The organism is Streptomyces sp. NBC_00154, from assembly GCF_026342835.1.
Classification (GTDB): domain Bacteria; phylum Actinomycetota; class Actinomycetes; order Streptomycetales; family Streptomycetaceae; genus Streptomyces.
In genome coordinates this window covers 1271119-1285613 of sequence record NZ_JAPEMI010000001.1, presented here as the reverse complement: position 1 = coordinate 1285613, position 14495 = coordinate 1271119, and the positions used below count along the sequence as shown (strand labels likewise).

Sequence of the window (14495 nt, the reverse complement as noted above, 5' to 3'; positions counted from 1 at the left end):
GTCCAGGGGTCGGAGGGCAATGGTTGCGCGCTACGGTCGTGCGCCCCGGGGGACACGTCGTGCGCCCCCGGATACCGGCCACGAAGGCCGGTCCCGTCACTCCGTGCGGAGCGAGATGTCGCCGTACGATGCGCGCCATGGCAAAGGCACCCGTTCTCACACCCCAGGCCGAGGACTTTCCCCGCTGGTACCAGGATCTGATCAACAAGGCCGAACTCGCGGACAACGGTCCGGTGCGCGGCACCATGGTCATCCGACCGTACGGATACGGCCTGTGGGAGCGGATGCAGCAGGAGATGGATGCCCGCATCAAGGATGCGGGCGCCCAGAACGCCTACTTCCCACTCTTCATCCCCCAGTCTTACCTGACACGCGAAGCGGAGCACGTCGAGGGCTTCGCACCCGAGCTCGCCATCGTCACCCACGGCGGTGGCAAGGACCTCGAAGAGCCCGTGGTGGTGCGGCCGACGTCCGAAACGATCATCAATGAGTACTTCTCGAAATGGGTCCAGAGCTACCGGGATCTGCCCCTCCTGATCAACCAGTGGGCCAACGTCGTCCGCTGGGAGATGCGCCCGCGGGTCTTTCTCCGTACGACGGAGTTCCTCTGGCAGGAGGGCCACACCGCCCACGCCACGTTCGAGGACGCCCGGGAGTACGCCGCCCGCATCCACCGGGACGTCTACGCGGACTTCATGACCGAGGTCCTCGGCATCGATGTGGTGCTCGGCCGCAAGACCCCGAGCGAGCGGTTCGCGGGCGCCGTCAACACGCTCACCCTCGAAGCGATGATGGGCGACGGCAAGGCCTTGCAGATGGGTACGAGCCATGAGCTCGGCACCAATTTCGCCAAGGCCTTCCACACCGAGTACCTGTCGAAGGAGGGCAGGCAGGAGCTGGTCTGGCAGACCTCCTGGGGCACCTCGACCCGGATGGTCGGCGGCCTGATCATGTCGCACGGCGACGACCAGGGGCTCCGCGTCCCGCCGCGGCTGGCCGCCGTCCAGGCGGTCGTCCTCGCGATCAAGGAGGACGAGGCGGTACTCACCGCGGTCCGCTCCATCGGCGACCGGCTGCGCGCCGCCGGGATCAGGGTCCACGTCGACGACCGCACGGACACCCCGTTCGGCCGGCGCGCGGTCGACTGGGAGCTGAAGGGCGTACCCGTACGGATCGAGGTCGGCCCGCGCGATCTGGAGAACGGCACGGCGATGCTGGCCCGCCGCATCCCCGGCGGAAAGGAACCGGTCCCGATCGAGGCGCTGGCAGCCCTGCTGCCGGCCGTCCTGGAGGAGGACCAGGCGACCCTGCTGCGGGAGTCCCGGGCCCGCCGCGCCTCCCGCACCAGCGAGGTGGCCACCGTCGAGGAGGCCGCAGAAGCAGCGGCCGCGGGCGGCTGGGCCTGCATTCCGTGGGACGTCCTCGGCCCGGCAGGGGAGGCCCGGCTCGGGGAGCAGGGCGCCTCGGTACGGTGTCTGGTGGCCGAGGACGGGTCGGTTCCGCAGTCCGACGACGCCCCGGGTACTGTCGCCGTCGTGGCCCGCGCCTACTGACGCCCGACGGTGTCCCCGGAACCGTCCGGAACCGGCGCGCAGGCGCTGTCCACGCGCCGGGGCGTACGCGTCACGGCGTACGCGTCACTACGTACCGGCTTCGTGCGAGCTGTGAGAGTTCTCCGCAGATCAGCGCACCTGTCCTCGTCAGGACGCATGAATGGCAACTGACTGGTACGTGCAAAATATTTGGGATGGCCCGGAATCGGAACACCGGGGCACTCAGGCTCGTTGTCACGACGTGAGCACGACACCACCTGTACTTGCCGCAGAGCTGGCGCAGGCGTGGGCCGACATTCAGCGGTACCACTCCGAGCTGCCCGATCTTGCCGCGCCCGAGTCCCTGATCGGAGAGTCCTCGTCCGCCTGTGGCGCCGAGCTCTCCTTCGAGCGACTGCTGCATGAGGCAGTCCATGGCATCGCCGCCGCCCGAGGTGTCCGTGACACCTCCCGCGCCGGCCGCTACCACAACAGACGATTCCTCGCGATCGCCGAGGAGTTGGGTCTCGACCATGCCGAGGAGCCCCACCCCAGCAGTGGCTTCTCGCTGGTCACGCTCAACCCCGAGGCCAAGCGCCGTTACCGCCCGACGATGGAGCGACTGCAACGCGCCCTCAAGGCGCACACGGTCGCCACCGCCGCCGACACCAAACGCTCCTTCCGCGGGCCGGCCGCCCGGCACGGCTCCTCCGGAGGCGGCGTGCGCGTCAAGGCCGTCTGCGACTGCGGACGCAACGTCCGGGTCGTTCCGTCGGTCCTCGCCCAGGCGCCGATCGTCTGCGGTGGCTGCGGAAAGCCCTTCCGCATCCCGGAAGCGGCGGTCGCGGTGGGGTGACCCGATGTGGTGTGGCACAATGGCTAGCTGTACTCGACAGCCGCACAGGAACCCTCTCGCCTCCGGCTGACGCGTCCATCGGGCACCCGAGTACCGCAACCCCACGTGGCATCTTCGTTGTGCCCAACCACGTCATAGACCAGGAGACACCACTTCCGTGGCAGTCAAGATCAAGCTGAAGCGTCTGGGCAAGATCCGTTCGCCTCACTACCGCATCGTCGTCGCCGACTCCCGTACCCGCCGTGACGGCCGGGCCATCGAGGAGATCGGCCTGTACCACCCGGTGCAGAACCCCTCGCGCATCGAGGTCAACTCGGAGCGCGCGCAGTACTGGCTGTCCGTCGGCGCCCAGCCGACCGAGCCGGTTCTCGCGATCCTGAAGCTCACCGGTGACTGGCAGGCCCACAAGGGTCTCCCCGCCCCCGCGCCGCTGCTGCAGCCGGAGCCCAAGGCCGACAAGCGCGCCCTGTTCGAGGCCCTGGCCAAGGACACCGGCGAGGAGTCCAAGGGCGAGGCCATCACGCAGAAGGCGAAGAAGGTCGACAAGAAGGCGGACGAGGCGGCTGACGCTGCCGCGCCCGCCGAGTCGACCGAGGCCTGAGTATGCTCGAGGAGGCTCTCGAGCACCTCGTGAAGGGCATCGTCGACAACCCCGACGATGTGCAGGTCGCCTCGCGCAACCTGCGCCGTGGTCGTGTGCTCGAGGTCCGGGTCCATCCCGATGACCTCGGCAAGGTGATCGGCCGCAACGGCCGCACCGCACGCGCGCTGCGAACCGTCGTGGGCGCCATCGGCGGCCGTGGCATCCGCGTCGACCTCGTCGACGTGGACCAGGTTCGCTGACAGAGTTGAACACCGGCACGGGCCGGGGAGGGCCATGCGCCCGCCCCGGCCCGTCGTCGTATGACAGGAGAGACACAAGGTGCAGCTGGTAGTTGCGCGGATCGGCCGCGCCCACGGCATCAAGGGCGAGGTCACCGTCGAGGTGCGTACGGACGAGCCGGAGCTGAGGCTCGGCCCCGGGGCCCGCCTGGCCACCGAACCGGCAGCGAACGGGCCGCTGACCATCGAGACCGGACGGGTGCACAGCGGCAGGCTGCTGCTGCGTTTCGAGGGCGTACGCGACCGTACGGCGGCCGAGGCCCTCCGGAACACCCTGCTGATCGCCGACGTCGACCCGGCGGAGCTCCCAGAGGACCCCGAGGAGTTCTACGACCACCAGCTCATCGACCTCGATGTGGTCCTCGCCGACGGCACCGAGATCGGCCGGATCACCGAGATCTCGCATCTGCCGTCCCAGGACCTCTTCATCGTGGAGCGCCCGGACGGCAGCGAGGTGATGATCCCGTTCGTCGAGGAGATCGTCACCGAGATCGATCTGGAGGAGCAGCGCGCGGTCATCACCCCGCCGCCCGGCCTGATCGACGACAGCCAGGCCGTGATCGTCTCCTCGCGGGACGAAGAGGCCTCCGAGCCGGGGAACGACGCCTGATGCGGCTCGACGTCGTCACGATCTTCCCCGAGTACCTGGAACCGCTGAACGTCTCGCTCGTCGGCAAGGCCCGCGCCCGGGGCCGCCTCGATGTGCACGTGCACGATCTCCGGGACTGGACGTACGACCGGCACAACACGGTCGACGACACGCCGTACGGCGGCGGTCCCGGCATGGTGATGAAGACCGGGCCGTGGGGTGACGCTCTGGACGAGACCCTGGCGGACGGGTACGAGGCCGGGGCGCACTCCCCGGTGCTCGTGGTACCCACACCCAGCGGCCGTCCCTTCACCCAGGAGCTCGCTGTGGAGCTCTCCGAGCGGCCGTGGCTGATCTTCACCCCGGCCCGCTACGAGGGCATCGACCGCCGGGTGATGGACGAGTACGCCACCCGCATACCGGTCGTCGAGGTCTCCATCGGGGACTATGTGCTGGCCGGCGGGGAGGCTGCCGTGCTGGTCATCACCGAGGCGGTGGCCCGGCTGCTGCCCGGTGTGCTCGGCAACGTCGAGTCGCACCGCGACGACTCCTTCGCACCCGGCGCCATGGCCAACCTGCTGGAGGGCCCGGTCTTCACCAAGCCGCCCGAGTGGCGTGGCAGAGGCATCCCGGACGTCCTGCTCAGCGGTCACCACGGGAAGATCGCGCGCTGGCGACGGGACGAGGCGTTCCGCCGTACCGCGGTCAACCGGCCCGATCTCATCGAGCGTTGCGAGGCGAGCGCCTTCGACAAGAAGGACCGTGAGATCCTCTCCATCCTCGGCTGGTCGCCGGAGCCCGGCGGCCGATTTTGGCGCAGGCCCGAAGGCATGGAAGAATAAGCCGCTGCTGTACGTCCGGTGTGCGCCCCTGCCACAGGGGGAACGACGCCCACCCGACGCGATCAGCACCCTGATTCCTTACGATCTCCCGTCGATGACCTGTGGCATCGGCGAAGAAAGCAGACAACATGGCTTCCCTGCTCGATGGCGTCAATGCCGCCTCCCTGCGTACGGACGTCCCGGCGTTCCGCCCCGGTGACACCGTCAACGTCCACGTGCGAGTGATCGAGGGCAACCGCTCCCGTATCCAGCAGTTCAAGGGCGTAGTCATCCGCCGCCAGGGCTCTGGCGTCAGCGAGACCTTCACGGTCCGCAAGGTCTCCTTCAGCGTCGGTGTCGAGCGCACCTTCCCGGTGCACAGCCCGATCTTCGAGAAGATCGAGCTCGTCACCCGCGGTGACGTCCGCCGCGCGAAGCTGTACTTCCTCCGTGAGCTGCGCGGCAAGGCCGCGAAGATCAAGGAGAAGCGCGACAGGTGAGCTAGCTCCCAGGTCCACAGCACAGCCGGTTAAGCTCTGGCTGCGATGGACACGGAAGCAAAGACCACGGAGCGCGACCGCTCCTCCGCACCCGAAGCAGGGTCGGAGGAGAGGTCGCGCTCTTCGCGTATCCCGGACCGGTTCGCCACGATGTCGTGGCGGCGGACAGCCGCGCTCGGCGCCGGCTGCGCGGTCTTCCTGCTGCTGTTCAGCACCTATGTGCTGCAGCCCTTCCTGATCCCCAGTGGCTCGATGGAGTCCACGCTGCGGGTGGGGGACCGGGTGCTTGTGAACAAACTGGCGTACCGTTTCGGCTCCGTACCCCAGCGCGGCGATGTGGTGGTCTTCGACGGCACCGGATCCTTCGTACAGGAGAAGCCCGAGGAGAACCCCGTCACCGCGCTGGCGCACGGCGTGGCGGCATCCCTGGGGCTGGCGGAGCCCGCCGAGACCGACTTCGTGAAGCGGGTGGTGGGCGTGGGTGGCGACCGGGTGGTCTGCTGCGACAAGCGGGGCAGGGTCGAGGTGAACGGCCGGCCGCTGGACGAGGAATACCTGTATCCGGGCGACGCCCCGTCCAGGGCGGCGTTCGACATCGTGGTCCCCGACGGCAGGCTGTGGATGATGGGCGACCACCGCAGCAACTCCCGCGACTCCCGCGACCATCTGGGCGAGCCCGGCGGCGGCATGGTGCCGGTCGACCGGGTGATCGGCCGGGTGGACTGGATCGGCTGGCCGCTGGGCCGGCTGGGCCCGCTGCCGGACACCGGTGCCTTCGCCGGCGTACGGATACCGGACGGGACCCATGGGTAACCGCGGGCGCGGCAGCCGCGCCTCCGACCCCGGCACGCCGCTGCCGACCGGCAGCAGGCCGACGGTCGCACGCTCGCTGCCGACCCGGGCGGAGCGGCGCAAGCTGGCCCGCAAGGTGAAACGGCGGCGGCGCAGGTCGGCCGTGAAGGAGATACCCCTCCTGATCACCGTGGCGCTGCTCATCGCGCTCGTTCTCAAGACCTTCCTGGTGCAGGCCTTCGTGATTCCGTCCGGATCGATGGAGCAGACCATCCGGATCGGCGACCGGGTACTCGTCGACAAGCTGACGCCCTGGTTCGGTGCAAAGCCCCGGCGCGGCGATGTCGTCGTCTTCAAGGATCCGGGCGGCTGGCTTCGGCAGGAGAACGTCGACAAGAAGGATCCGCCCGTTGTCGTCAAGCAGGTGAAGGAAGGACTGACCTTCATAGGGCTGCTGCCGTCCGACGACGAACAGGATCTGATCAAGCGTGTCGTCGCCGTCGGCGGCGACACCGTGAAGTGCTGCGACAAGGACGGCAAGGTCACCGTCAACGGTGTTCCGCTCGATGAGCCCTATCTGCATCCGGGCAATCCGCCCTCCACACTCAAATTCGAGGTAAAGGTTCCGGCCGGCCGAATCTTCGTAATGGGTGACCATCGCTCGAATTCCGCCGATTCGCGCTTCCATCTGGACGAGCCCGATCACGGCACGGTCTCCGAGAACGAGGTCGTGGGACGGGCCGTCGTCATCGCCTGGCCCTTCGGCCACTGGCGGAGGCTGGAGGAGCCGCAGACATTTGCCTCGGTGCCGGACGCGCGCGCCGGGACGGCGGCTGCGTACGGACAGTCGAATAGTGTGTCGTCCCAGGACCTCAATGGAATGGTCCGGCTCCCGACCCCTGCGGAACTCCCGCTCGTTATGGGAGTGGTGGGCCTGCGCCGAATGGGTCGCGGGCGGTGGCACGGAGTGAGGAGTGGATGTGGGGGATTTGGCGGTCGGCGCACGATCCGGACACGACGAACCCGAGGACCGGGCGGAGCATCCGGAGAACGGTGAATCCTCCGAGGTGGCGGGCCGGACGGAGAGTGACGGCGACTCCCCGGACAGCGGCGATACGGCTCCGAGGAACCCACGCTCCTTCTGGAAGGAGCTGCCCCTGCTCATCGGCATCGCGTTGATTCTGGCGCTGCTGATCAAGACGTTCCTGGTGCAGGCGTTCTCGATTCCCTCGGACTCGATGCAGGACACGCTCCAGCGGGGCGACCGGGTGCTGGTCGACAAGCTGACCCCGTGGTTCGGCTCGGAGCCTCAGCGGGGCGAGGTCGTGGTCTTCCACGACCCGGGCGGCTGGCTGGAGAGCGCCCAGACACCGACACCGAATGTGGCGCAGAAGTTCCTCAGCTTCATCGGGCTGATGCCGTCCGCCGAGGAGAAGGACCTGATCAAGCGGGTCATCGCGATCGGCGGCGACACGGTGGAGTGCAAGGAGAACGGGCCGGTCACGGTCAATGGCGTGGCGCTGAACGAGACGTCGTTCATCTACCCGGGCAACACCCCCTGCAATGACGAGCCGTTCGGCCCGATCAAGGTGCCCGAGGGCCGTATCTGGGTGATGGGCGACCACCGACAGAACTCCCTCGACTCCCGCTACCACCAGGAGCTGCCCGGTCAGGGCACGGTCTCCACGGACGAGGTCGTCGGCCGGGCCATCGTGGTCGCATGGCCGATCAACCGCTGGGCGACCCTGCCGATCCCGAGCACGTTCGACCAGCCGGGGATCAACGCGGCGACGGGGCTGGTGCCGGGAGCACTCGGCGTAGCCGGAGCGCTGCCCCTCGTGTTGTGGCGCCGCAAGAGGCTGACCAACGGGCGTACCGCCGGGTAGGGTGCCGACTCGGATCAGCGATTGTCGATCTCCGAGGTGGGGGACGCTGGGATGAGTGGAACAGGACGTACGGGTGACGGCCACGGCCGGCTCGGCAGCATGCTGTCGGGGCTGGCCGTGGCTGTCGGCCTTGTGCTCTTCCTCGGCGGGTTCGCCTGGGGTGCGCTGGTGTACAAGCCGTACATCGTGCCGACCGAGTCGATGACGCCGACGGTGAATGCGGGAGACCGGGTCCTCGCGGAGCGCGTGGACGGCAGCGAGGTGCGCCGGGGTGACGTGGTGGTCTTCACGGACCCGGCCTGGGACAACAACATGCCGATGGTCAAGCGGGTCGTCGGAATCGGCGGCGACAGGATCGCCTGCTGCGAGAAGAGCGGCCGGCTCACCGTCAACGGCAAGCCCATCGAGGAGCCGTATCTGCAGACAGAGGGCCTCGCCTCGGTGAAGAACTTCACGGCGGAAGTGCCCAAGGGGCAGCTCTTCCTCCTCGGGGACGAGCGCAGCGGCTCCCTGGACTCCCGGGTTCACCTGAACGACCCGGGACAGGGGTCGGTGCCGCGCAGCGACGTACAGGCCCGGGTGGACGCCATCGCCTGGCCGATGGACGGCATGATCGAGCGACCGCAGGCGTTTGCCGCTCTCCCCGGCGGGGTGTCGGCCCCCGGCCCCCTGAAGCTTCAGCTCGGGGCCGTGGTGGCGGGCGTGGTGCTCATCTTCGGAGGCACCGCGTACGGTCCGATCGCCGCGCGGTCCGCACGCAGGAGGAATGGGCAGGACCGGAGGGTGCCTGCCGGTGCCCACTGAGAAGCGGAAGGTGGCCCGGGTGGTCCTGCTGGACGCCGACGACCGCATTCTGCTGATGCACGGATATGAACCGGAGGACCCCACGAGAACCTGGTGGTTCACCCCCGGCGGTGGTCTCGAGGGCGACGAGAGCCGGGAGCAGGCGGCCCTGCGCGAGCTGGCCGAGGAGACCGGGATCACCGATGTCGAGCTGGGTCCGGTGCTCTGGCAGCGGATCTGCTCCTTCCCGTTCGACGGGCGGCGCTGGGACCAGGACGAGTGGTACTTCCTGGCACGTACGACGCAGACCGCGACGGACCTGAGCGGGCTGACCGGGCTGGAACAGCGCAGTGTCGTGGGTCTGAGGTGGTGGACCTCCGTCGAACTGTCGGTGGCGCGTGAGACGGTGTATCCGACCAGACTCGCCGAGCTGCTGCGCACGCTGCTCGAAGAGGGTCCGCCGCGTACGCCACTGGTTCTGGCCCCCGAAATCGTCTAAGCGTCCAGGGGTGCCGGTGCCTGGCGCACAATAGGTGGACGCACGGCTGAAGGGGAACATGCCAATGAGCGCCGAGGACCTCGAGAAGTACGAGACCGAGATGGAGCTGAAGCTCTACCGGGAGTACCGCGATGTCGTCGGTCTGTTCAAATATGTGATCGAGACCGAACGGCGCTTCTACCTCACCAATGACTACGAGATGCAGGTGCACTCGGTCCAGGGTGAGGTGTTTTTCGAGGTGTCCATGGCGGATGCCTGGGTCTGGGACATGTACCGGCCCGCCCGATTCGTCAAGCAGGTACGCGTTCTGACGTTCAAGGACGTCAACATCGAGGAGCTCAACAAGAGCGACCTCGAACTGCCGGGCGGCTGAGCCGCCGAGGGCGCCCCTCCGGTCGGTCCCCCTCACGGGTGGCCGGGTTATCCACAGTCGCCGAGTTGTCCACCAAGATCCACAGGTCGGGGTCGGACAGGTCAGAGTCGGTGCCGGAGGTGGTGCCGATATGAACGCACGGGGGGCACTCGGGCGGTACGGCGAGGATCTGGCGGCGCGGCTGCTGACCGACGCCGGCATGGCCGTACTGGCACGGAACTGGCGCTGTCGGGCCGGTGAGATCGACATCGTCGCCAAGGACGGCGACGCGTTGGTCGTCTGCGAGGTGAAGACCCGCAGGGCGGGGGCGTTCGAGCATCCGATGGCGGCCGTCACCCCGGTCAAGGCGGACCGGCTGCGACGGCTGGCCGAGATCTGGCTCGACCGGAACGGCGGCCCGCCGCCGGGCGGGGTGCGGATCGACCTGGTCGGCGTGGTGGTGCCGAGGCGCGGAGCGCCGGTCGCCGAGCACGCGCGGGGGGTGTCCTGATGGGGTTCGCGCGGGCGTGCTCGGTGGCGCTGGTCGGCGTCGACGGCGTGGTGGTGGAGGTCCAGGCGGACCTGGAGCCCGGGGTGGCGGCGTTCACCCTGGTCGGGCTGCCGGACAAGAGCCTGGTGGAGAGCCGGGACCGGGTCAGGGCCGCGGTGGTCTTCCCTGTCAAGTCAGCGTGTTGAGATCTTTGAGGGCCCGGAGGGCCCTGCCGGTTCTGGTCTATTGAGACGGGTTGTGGAGGCCCCCGAGGGCTCAGTCTCGGAACGCGGTTGTTGTGCTGTCAGTCGTTTGGGTGAGGTGATTGGCGGTTGCGGAAGGCCAGAACGTTTGACGCAGGCTGCGCGAGTGCCTCGCGAAGTAGTTGGTTCTCCAGTGTGAGCTGATTGACGGTTCGGACGAGGGCGGGAACGTCGGCGCGGAGCTGATCGAGTTCTTCGTTCTTGTTGGCGATCGTTTCCTTGAGTTTCACGATGGTTTTGCGGAGGCGGGCCTCGGCGTCTGGGGTTGCCCCGCGTTCCTTGACCCGTTCGTAGAAGTCGTTCTTGAGATCGAGGTGTCGCTGGGTAAGTGCGTTTCTCGGAACGTCGGCTTCCTGCGCGAGGGCGACGATCGTGAGGGCGCCGTTGGATGTCTGCGGGGTGCCGTCCAGGATGCGGTCCATCGCGGCTCGGATGCGCTCGCGTTCGTCGATGGCGGGGGTCATGCGGTGGCCTCCTGGCGGGTGATGCGAGTGCGGTCGTGTTCGGTGGCGAAGGAGCGGAGCTTGTTGGCGTTCGCGCGCAAGCGGTCGCCGACCGGTTGGGGTGCATGGGCGGCACGAACGTCGAGGGTGTTGGCGCGGAGGCGGAGCTGGGCGGCGTGCTGATCGGTGCGGACGGCGTTCCCGCAGCCTGGAACACACGCGTCGAGTGTGGGGGCGTCCTTGATGCCATCACGGGCGCAGAGGGCCCGATCCTGCTTGTAGAGGCAGAGCAGGAGGGCGTGCGGATTCTCATAGATGACGGCGCCGTCGCGGGCGAGATACTTGCGTGCTTCTTCGTACTTGCGCACGAAGTCCGTCTTGACCTCGCGTCCTTCGAACCGCGGTCCGGTAGCGGCCTCGAGCAGGGCTCGCCGGGCAGCGGGCCCTGAGACGCCGCCGCCTTCTTCGAAGTGCTCGTGGAGCTCGGCAGCCGTCTCTGCGGTCGCCAGGGCGGTCTCCAGGGCTATGACGTTGTGGATGCCGTCGCGGCTGCGTGTGCCGTATCCGCCGGAGACGTCGGTGGTCAACGCCGTGCGCATATGGCCGTACTGAATGGCGAGGGCGACCAGGCCGCCGGGCCGTCGCGCGATATGCCAGGCCAGGGACCTGCGAAACCGCGCAGTGCCGATCGCGCCGTGCGGGTCAGATGCGATGGCCTCGCCCGGCAGCCCTTGGGCGGCGGCCTCCGTATTCGCCCAGTCCACGAATTCCTCGATCCGCGTCCGCAGCGCGCCCGGCTTCAGGGAGCCGGTGCCCTGACGTGCGAAACGCAGGTCGTGGGCGAGGTGGTCGAACAGGAGGCTCCCGGGAGGGACCATGCGTTCCAGCACGCGGATAGCGTTGACAACGGGTGTGATGGCCACCCACGGCACTTCGCGTTCGGCGCCGGCGGATGTGTGGTTGCCCTCCTCGTCGGTGGCGGTCTTCCACTCGTGGCTGTGGATCAGGTGGCGCCCGACTTCACCCCGCTCATCGGGTTGAGGGTCCGGGCAGCACCCGGAGACCATGCCGAGAGCCTCTTCGGGACGCATGCCCGTCAGGTACGAACACACGATGAAGGCGGCCGTGGCCAGGTGCCTCATCAAGGAGGAGGCTTCGTTGAAGTCGAGGACCTCTCGCCAGGGCGCCCCGGCGATCCGTCCTGTCACGGGAACATTCAGCGGGCAGGGCCCTGGGCGCTCGGCAGCTGCTTTCGTCAGACCGTGGCGTTCGTTCAATGTGTCGACCTGCCGGCCGGACGCGCCGGTGATGCCCATGATGTATTGCCGGGCAAGAGCCGGCTTGCCGTGGTGCTCGGTCGAGGGAAGCGCGGCCTGCGACCTGATCAGTGGGCCGAGATAGGCGTCCAGAGCGGCCTTGCTTTCGGCTGTCGCGGTGTTCGTCTTGGCGATGTTGATGAGACGTGTGGCCTCGTCCCAGGCGGCGAGGATGTCGTCGGAGAGGTCGTCAATCATGCGGATCGCCCAGACGAGCAGGGGGCCCATCGTCGCCTCGGCCAGTGGCTCCCTCGAGTTCTCACCGCCGACAACCGTTGCTGCTGGCAGGAAGTCGTCCGCACCGAACTCATCCCATGGTGGGCGCCCGATCCCCGCAGGCCGTGCGCTGAGCTGGTCGAATGCCCACAGGCGCGTCAACCACCCCAGGACTCGCTGGACGTGTGGGCGACCGCTGCCGGAGTCGCGCAGGTGGTGACCGTAGTCCCTGAGGACCTGGCCGTCACAGTCTGCGAGGGTGTGTATGCCTCGAGCTTCCAGCCAGATCGTGAGGAGCATCCACTGCTGCACTGCGTCGCCCATGCCTTCGGGCGAGAGGCGGGATCTCAGACGGACGGCGCGTTCCTTGAGGAAGGTGGGCCGCAGTTCACCATTGATCATCGTCCAGACGGCGAGCCGCATCTCCGCTTCCAATGCGGGCGAACAGTTTCGCCAGCGGATCGCAGCCAGGCTCGTGCTGGGGTTGCTGATCAGCGGCGCCAGCGGCCAGACGGCAGCGTCGTAGCGGGCGTTGAGGTGAGCGTGCTGGGCAACGACGCGGTGCGCGGGGACCACGGGAGTGGTGGGGTTGGGCAGAGGCAGCCGGAAACGGTCCGGTTCTGGGGCCGTGCTCATGCGTTGAGGTCTCCGGTCAGCAAATAGTCGATGAGTTCGCGGTCGGTGGCGGTCACCCGGGCCAGGGCATGGGTCCACCCACCGTCGCCGACGCGGCCTTTGAGGTCCTCCAGGCGTGCTTGCGCATCGCCCCAGTCCCGTTCCCAGACGGGCGGCGGCAGCACGGACCGGGCATTGCCCAGCGCCTCGTGCAGGTGGGCGAGCCGTGGGTGGTGATCGGTATGGACGCGTGCGTTCGGGCAGGCCAGACAGAGCAGGAACGAAGCGCCGCAGCCTCCGTCCGGAGCGGGAAAGGGACTGCTGTCCTCGTCATGACAGTCCGCGGTCGCAGTCTCGGCATCACTGGGATCACGGGTGTCACGCAGTTCGGCGACCAGCACCGCCTTGCGTGCCCTCTCGACTGCGGCCTCGGCTCCGGCCGCGATCACGGGGATCGCGGCAGCCCGGACATGTTCGTCGGGCAGCACGTAATTGCGGTCGTGACTCTCCTGCGAGTGCTGGGCCGGCTCTCGTCGCTCGACCGCGTTCACCGTCCGACGCCCTCGGCGAAAGGGGGATCCGCCCAGTCCTCTGGCCTTCGCCCACTCGCCGGCGTCCTCAGTCTGGAAGCCGAAGTGGAACGGGCCCACGGGAGGATGGCGGTCGCCGTGCTGACTGACCTGGGACGGGTTGCTTGTTCTCCAGACGATGAGGAGGTCGGTCCCCGGCTCCATGTTCTCGACCGCTGTGCGGGCGAACCGTGTGGCCTGCAGGGCCTGGGTGATCAGCCGGCCGGGGGAGTCTGCCCCGTGGTCGGAAACATTCTCGGTCTCGAACCAGCGGCCGCCTCCGCGTCGACGCTTCTCCACTGGAATGCGGTAAGTCGGGTGTCCGTCCTGGCCTGGGTCCGGGGTCGCCCGCGGCACGACGGCCCGGTTTATCACCGACAGATTCCACCCGTACTCGGCCATCAGCAGCACTCCGAGCGACACCATCTCCATGCGTGAGAGAAACAGTCGCTGCCAGGTCGCCTCGGCGTCCCGCCCGCCCAATGCGCGCTGGTAGCGCCTCGTGACACTGGTCGGCCGGCCATCTTTGTTGGTGTACCTCGGCAGGTCACCTGTCCGGGCGAGCATGTCCAAAGCCTCGCCGACAACCCAATCGCTGCCGCCTTCCGGGATCTCCCCGGCTTGCCAGCGCTCCAAGTGCCGGGCGTTGTCCTCGATGCGCAAAAGAGCAGACCGGAACATCTGCCGGGCAGCAGTCTTGATCGCGGTGAAGTCCGTCGGACTGTACGACTGCGTCGTGCTCTTCGAACCGGGAACGCGTCGGGCCAGTGCGTCTGCCACCGGCCCGGCCTGCAGGCAGGCGTCCTTTCGAAGCAGAGTAGCCACAGCTCTGAATGCTGAGCGGCCGCTGGGAGTCATGCGCATGACGTCCCACCAGCGGTCGATCAGGGCGCCCGTGAGCCCATCCAGACTGCGGGGAGGCCGTTCCTGCGAGGACAGGTACTTCGCGAACCTCCCCACGTAGACCCACTGCTGATTGGAACTGAGATGAGCGGTCCACTGGTGGGGATTGCAGCAGGCGGCGAACAAGGCAGCGAGCGAGTGCTGCATCGGCTCAGCGACTGGGAGCGTTGAGAAGTCGTAGTCCTTGA

General features: G+C 68.1%; 17 protein-coding genes and 1 pseudogene. 15 read left to right on the top strand and 3 right to left on the bottom strand.

The window, feature by feature from the left end:
- The first annotated feature begins 137 nt into the window (after positions 1 to 137).
- The 15 genes and pseudogenes from proS to OHA03_RS05585 all read left to right on the top strand — a co-directional run.
- Entirely contained in the window at positions 138 to 1553 is a 1416-nt protein-coding gene (proS, locus tag OHA03_RS05655) for a proline--tRNA ligase (RefSeq protein ID WP_267001368.1), read from the top strand.
- 241 nt (positions 1554 to 1794) lie between these two features.
- Complete coding sequence (locus OHA03_RS05650; protein WP_267001366.1) at positions 1795 to 2388, top strand: hypothetical protein; 594 nt, start codon at positions 1795 to 1797, stop codon at positions 2386 to 2388.
- Between the two features lie 157 nt (positions 2389 to 2545).
- Complete coding sequence (rpsP, locus tag OHA03_RS05645; RefSeq protein WP_267001364.1) at positions 2546 to 2989, top strand: 30S ribosomal protein S16; 444 nt, start codon at positions 2546 to 2548, stop codon at positions 2987 to 2989.
- Positions 2990 to 2991: 2 nt separating this feature from the next.
- The gene (locus OHA03_RS05640; RefSeq protein ID WP_005311361.1) at positions 2992 to 3231 is read left to right on the top strand and encodes an RNA-binding protein; all 240 of its coding nucleotides are present in this window, start codon (positions 2992 to 2994) and stop codon (positions 3229 to 3231) included.
- A gap of 79 nt (positions 3232 to 3310) precedes the next feature.
- Positions 3311 to 3880, top strand: a complete 570-nt coding sequence (rimM, locus tag OHA03_RS05635) for a ribosome maturation factor RimM (protein ID WP_267001361.1) — start codon at positions 3311 to 3313, stop codon at positions 3878 to 3880.
- Positions 3880 to 4701: a tRNA (guanosine(37)-N1)-methyltransferase TrmD gene (trmD, locus tag OHA03_RS05630; RefSeq protein WP_267001359.1), complete on the top strand. Its 822-nt coding sequence runs from the start codon at positions 3880 to 3882 to the stop codon at positions 4699 to 4701. The genes rimM and trmD overlap by 1 nt, the downstream gene beginning before the upstream one ends.
- Positions 4702 to 4829: 128 nt before the next feature.
- Positions 4830 to 5180 (top strand): 50S ribosomal protein L19, encoded by a 351-nt coding sequence (gene rplS / locus OHA03_RS05625; RefSeq protein WP_267001357.1) that lies wholly within the window; start codon positions 4830 to 4832, stop codon positions 5178 to 5180.
- 45 nt (positions 5181 to 5225) lie between these two features.
- Positions 5226 to 5993, top strand: coding sequence for a signal peptidase I (gene lepB / locus OHA03_RS05620; protein ID WP_267001355.1), 768 nt, complete (start codon positions 5226 to 5228; stop codon positions 5991 to 5993).
- Positions 5986 to 7029 (top strand): signal peptidase I, encoded by a 1044-nt coding sequence (lepB, locus tag OHA03_RS05615; RefSeq protein WP_267001353.1) that lies wholly within the window; start codon positions 5986 to 5988, stop codon positions 7027 to 7029. The genes lepB (OHA03_RS05620) and lepB (OHA03_RS05615) overlap by 8 nt, the downstream gene beginning before the upstream one ends.
- The gene (gene lepB / locus OHA03_RS05610) at positions 6962 to 7858 is read left to right on the top strand and encodes a signal peptidase I (protein ID WP_267007936.1); all 897 of its coding nucleotides are present in this window, start codon (positions 6962 to 6964) and stop codon (positions 7856 to 7858) included. The genes lepB (OHA03_RS05615) and lepB (OHA03_RS05610) overlap by 68 nt, the downstream gene beginning before the upstream one ends.
- A 51-nt stretch (positions 7859 to 7909) precedes the next feature.
- Positions 7910 to 8662 carry a signal peptidase I gene (gene lepB / locus OHA03_RS05605; protein ID WP_267001351.1) on the top strand — a complete coding sequence of 251 codons (753 nt, stop codon included), beginning with the start codon at positions 7910 to 7912 and terminating at the stop codon, positions 8660 to 8662.
- Complete coding sequence (locus OHA03_RS05600) at positions 8652 to 9140, top strand: NUDIX hydrolase (protein WP_267001349.1); 489 nt, start codon at positions 8652 to 8654, stop codon at positions 9138 to 9140. The genes lepB (OHA03_RS05605) and OHA03_RS05600 overlap by 11 nt, the downstream gene beginning before the upstream one ends.
- A gap of 64 nt (positions 9141 to 9204) precedes the next feature.
- On the top strand, positions 9205 to 9513 hold the full coding sequence (locus OHA03_RS05595) for a DUF2469 domain-containing protein (protein ID WP_003965949.1): 309 nt from the start codon (positions 9205 to 9207) through the stop codon (positions 9511 to 9513).
- A 130-nt stretch (positions 9514 to 9643) separates the two neighbouring features.
- Positions 9644 to 10003 carry a YraN family protein gene (locus OHA03_RS05590; RefSeq protein WP_267001347.1) on the top strand — a complete coding sequence of 120 codons (360 nt, stop codon included), beginning with the start codon at positions 9644 to 9646 and terminating at the stop codon, positions 10001 to 10003.
- A pseudogene (locus OHA03_RS05585) lies at positions 10003 to 10164 on the top strand (magnesium chelatase domain-containing protein); the annotation flags it as partial. The gene OHA03_RS05590 and the pseudogene OHA03_RS05585, both read left to right, overlap by 1 nt.
- Before the next feature lie 122 nt (positions 10165 to 10286).
- On the opposite strand, the gene OHA03_RS05580 reads toward OHA03_RS05585, so the two are convergent.
- The 3 genes from OHA03_RS05580 to OHA03_RS05570 are packed head-to-tail and all read right to left on the bottom strand — an operon-like array spanning position 10287 to position 14229.
- The gene (locus OHA03_RS05580) at positions 10287 to 10709 is read right to left on the bottom strand and encodes a hypothetical protein (RefSeq protein WP_267001345.1); all 423 of its coding nucleotides are present in this window, start codon (positions 10707 to 10709) and stop codon (positions 10287 to 10289) included.
- Positions 10706 to 12856, bottom strand: coding sequence for an integrase (locus tag OHA03_RS05575; protein WP_267001343.1), 2151 nt, complete (start codon positions 12854 to 12856; stop codon positions 10706 to 10708). Before OHA03_RS05575 ends, OHA03_RS05580 begins: the two co-directional genes overlap by 4 nt.
- Complete coding sequence (locus OHA03_RS05570) at positions 12853 to 14229, bottom strand: hypothetical protein (RefSeq protein WP_267001341.1); 1377 nt, start codon at positions 14227 to 14229, stop codon at positions 12853 to 12855. Before OHA03_RS05570 ends, OHA03_RS05575 begins: the two co-directional genes overlap by 4 nt.
- Positions 14230 to 14495: the final 266 nt, after the last annotated feature.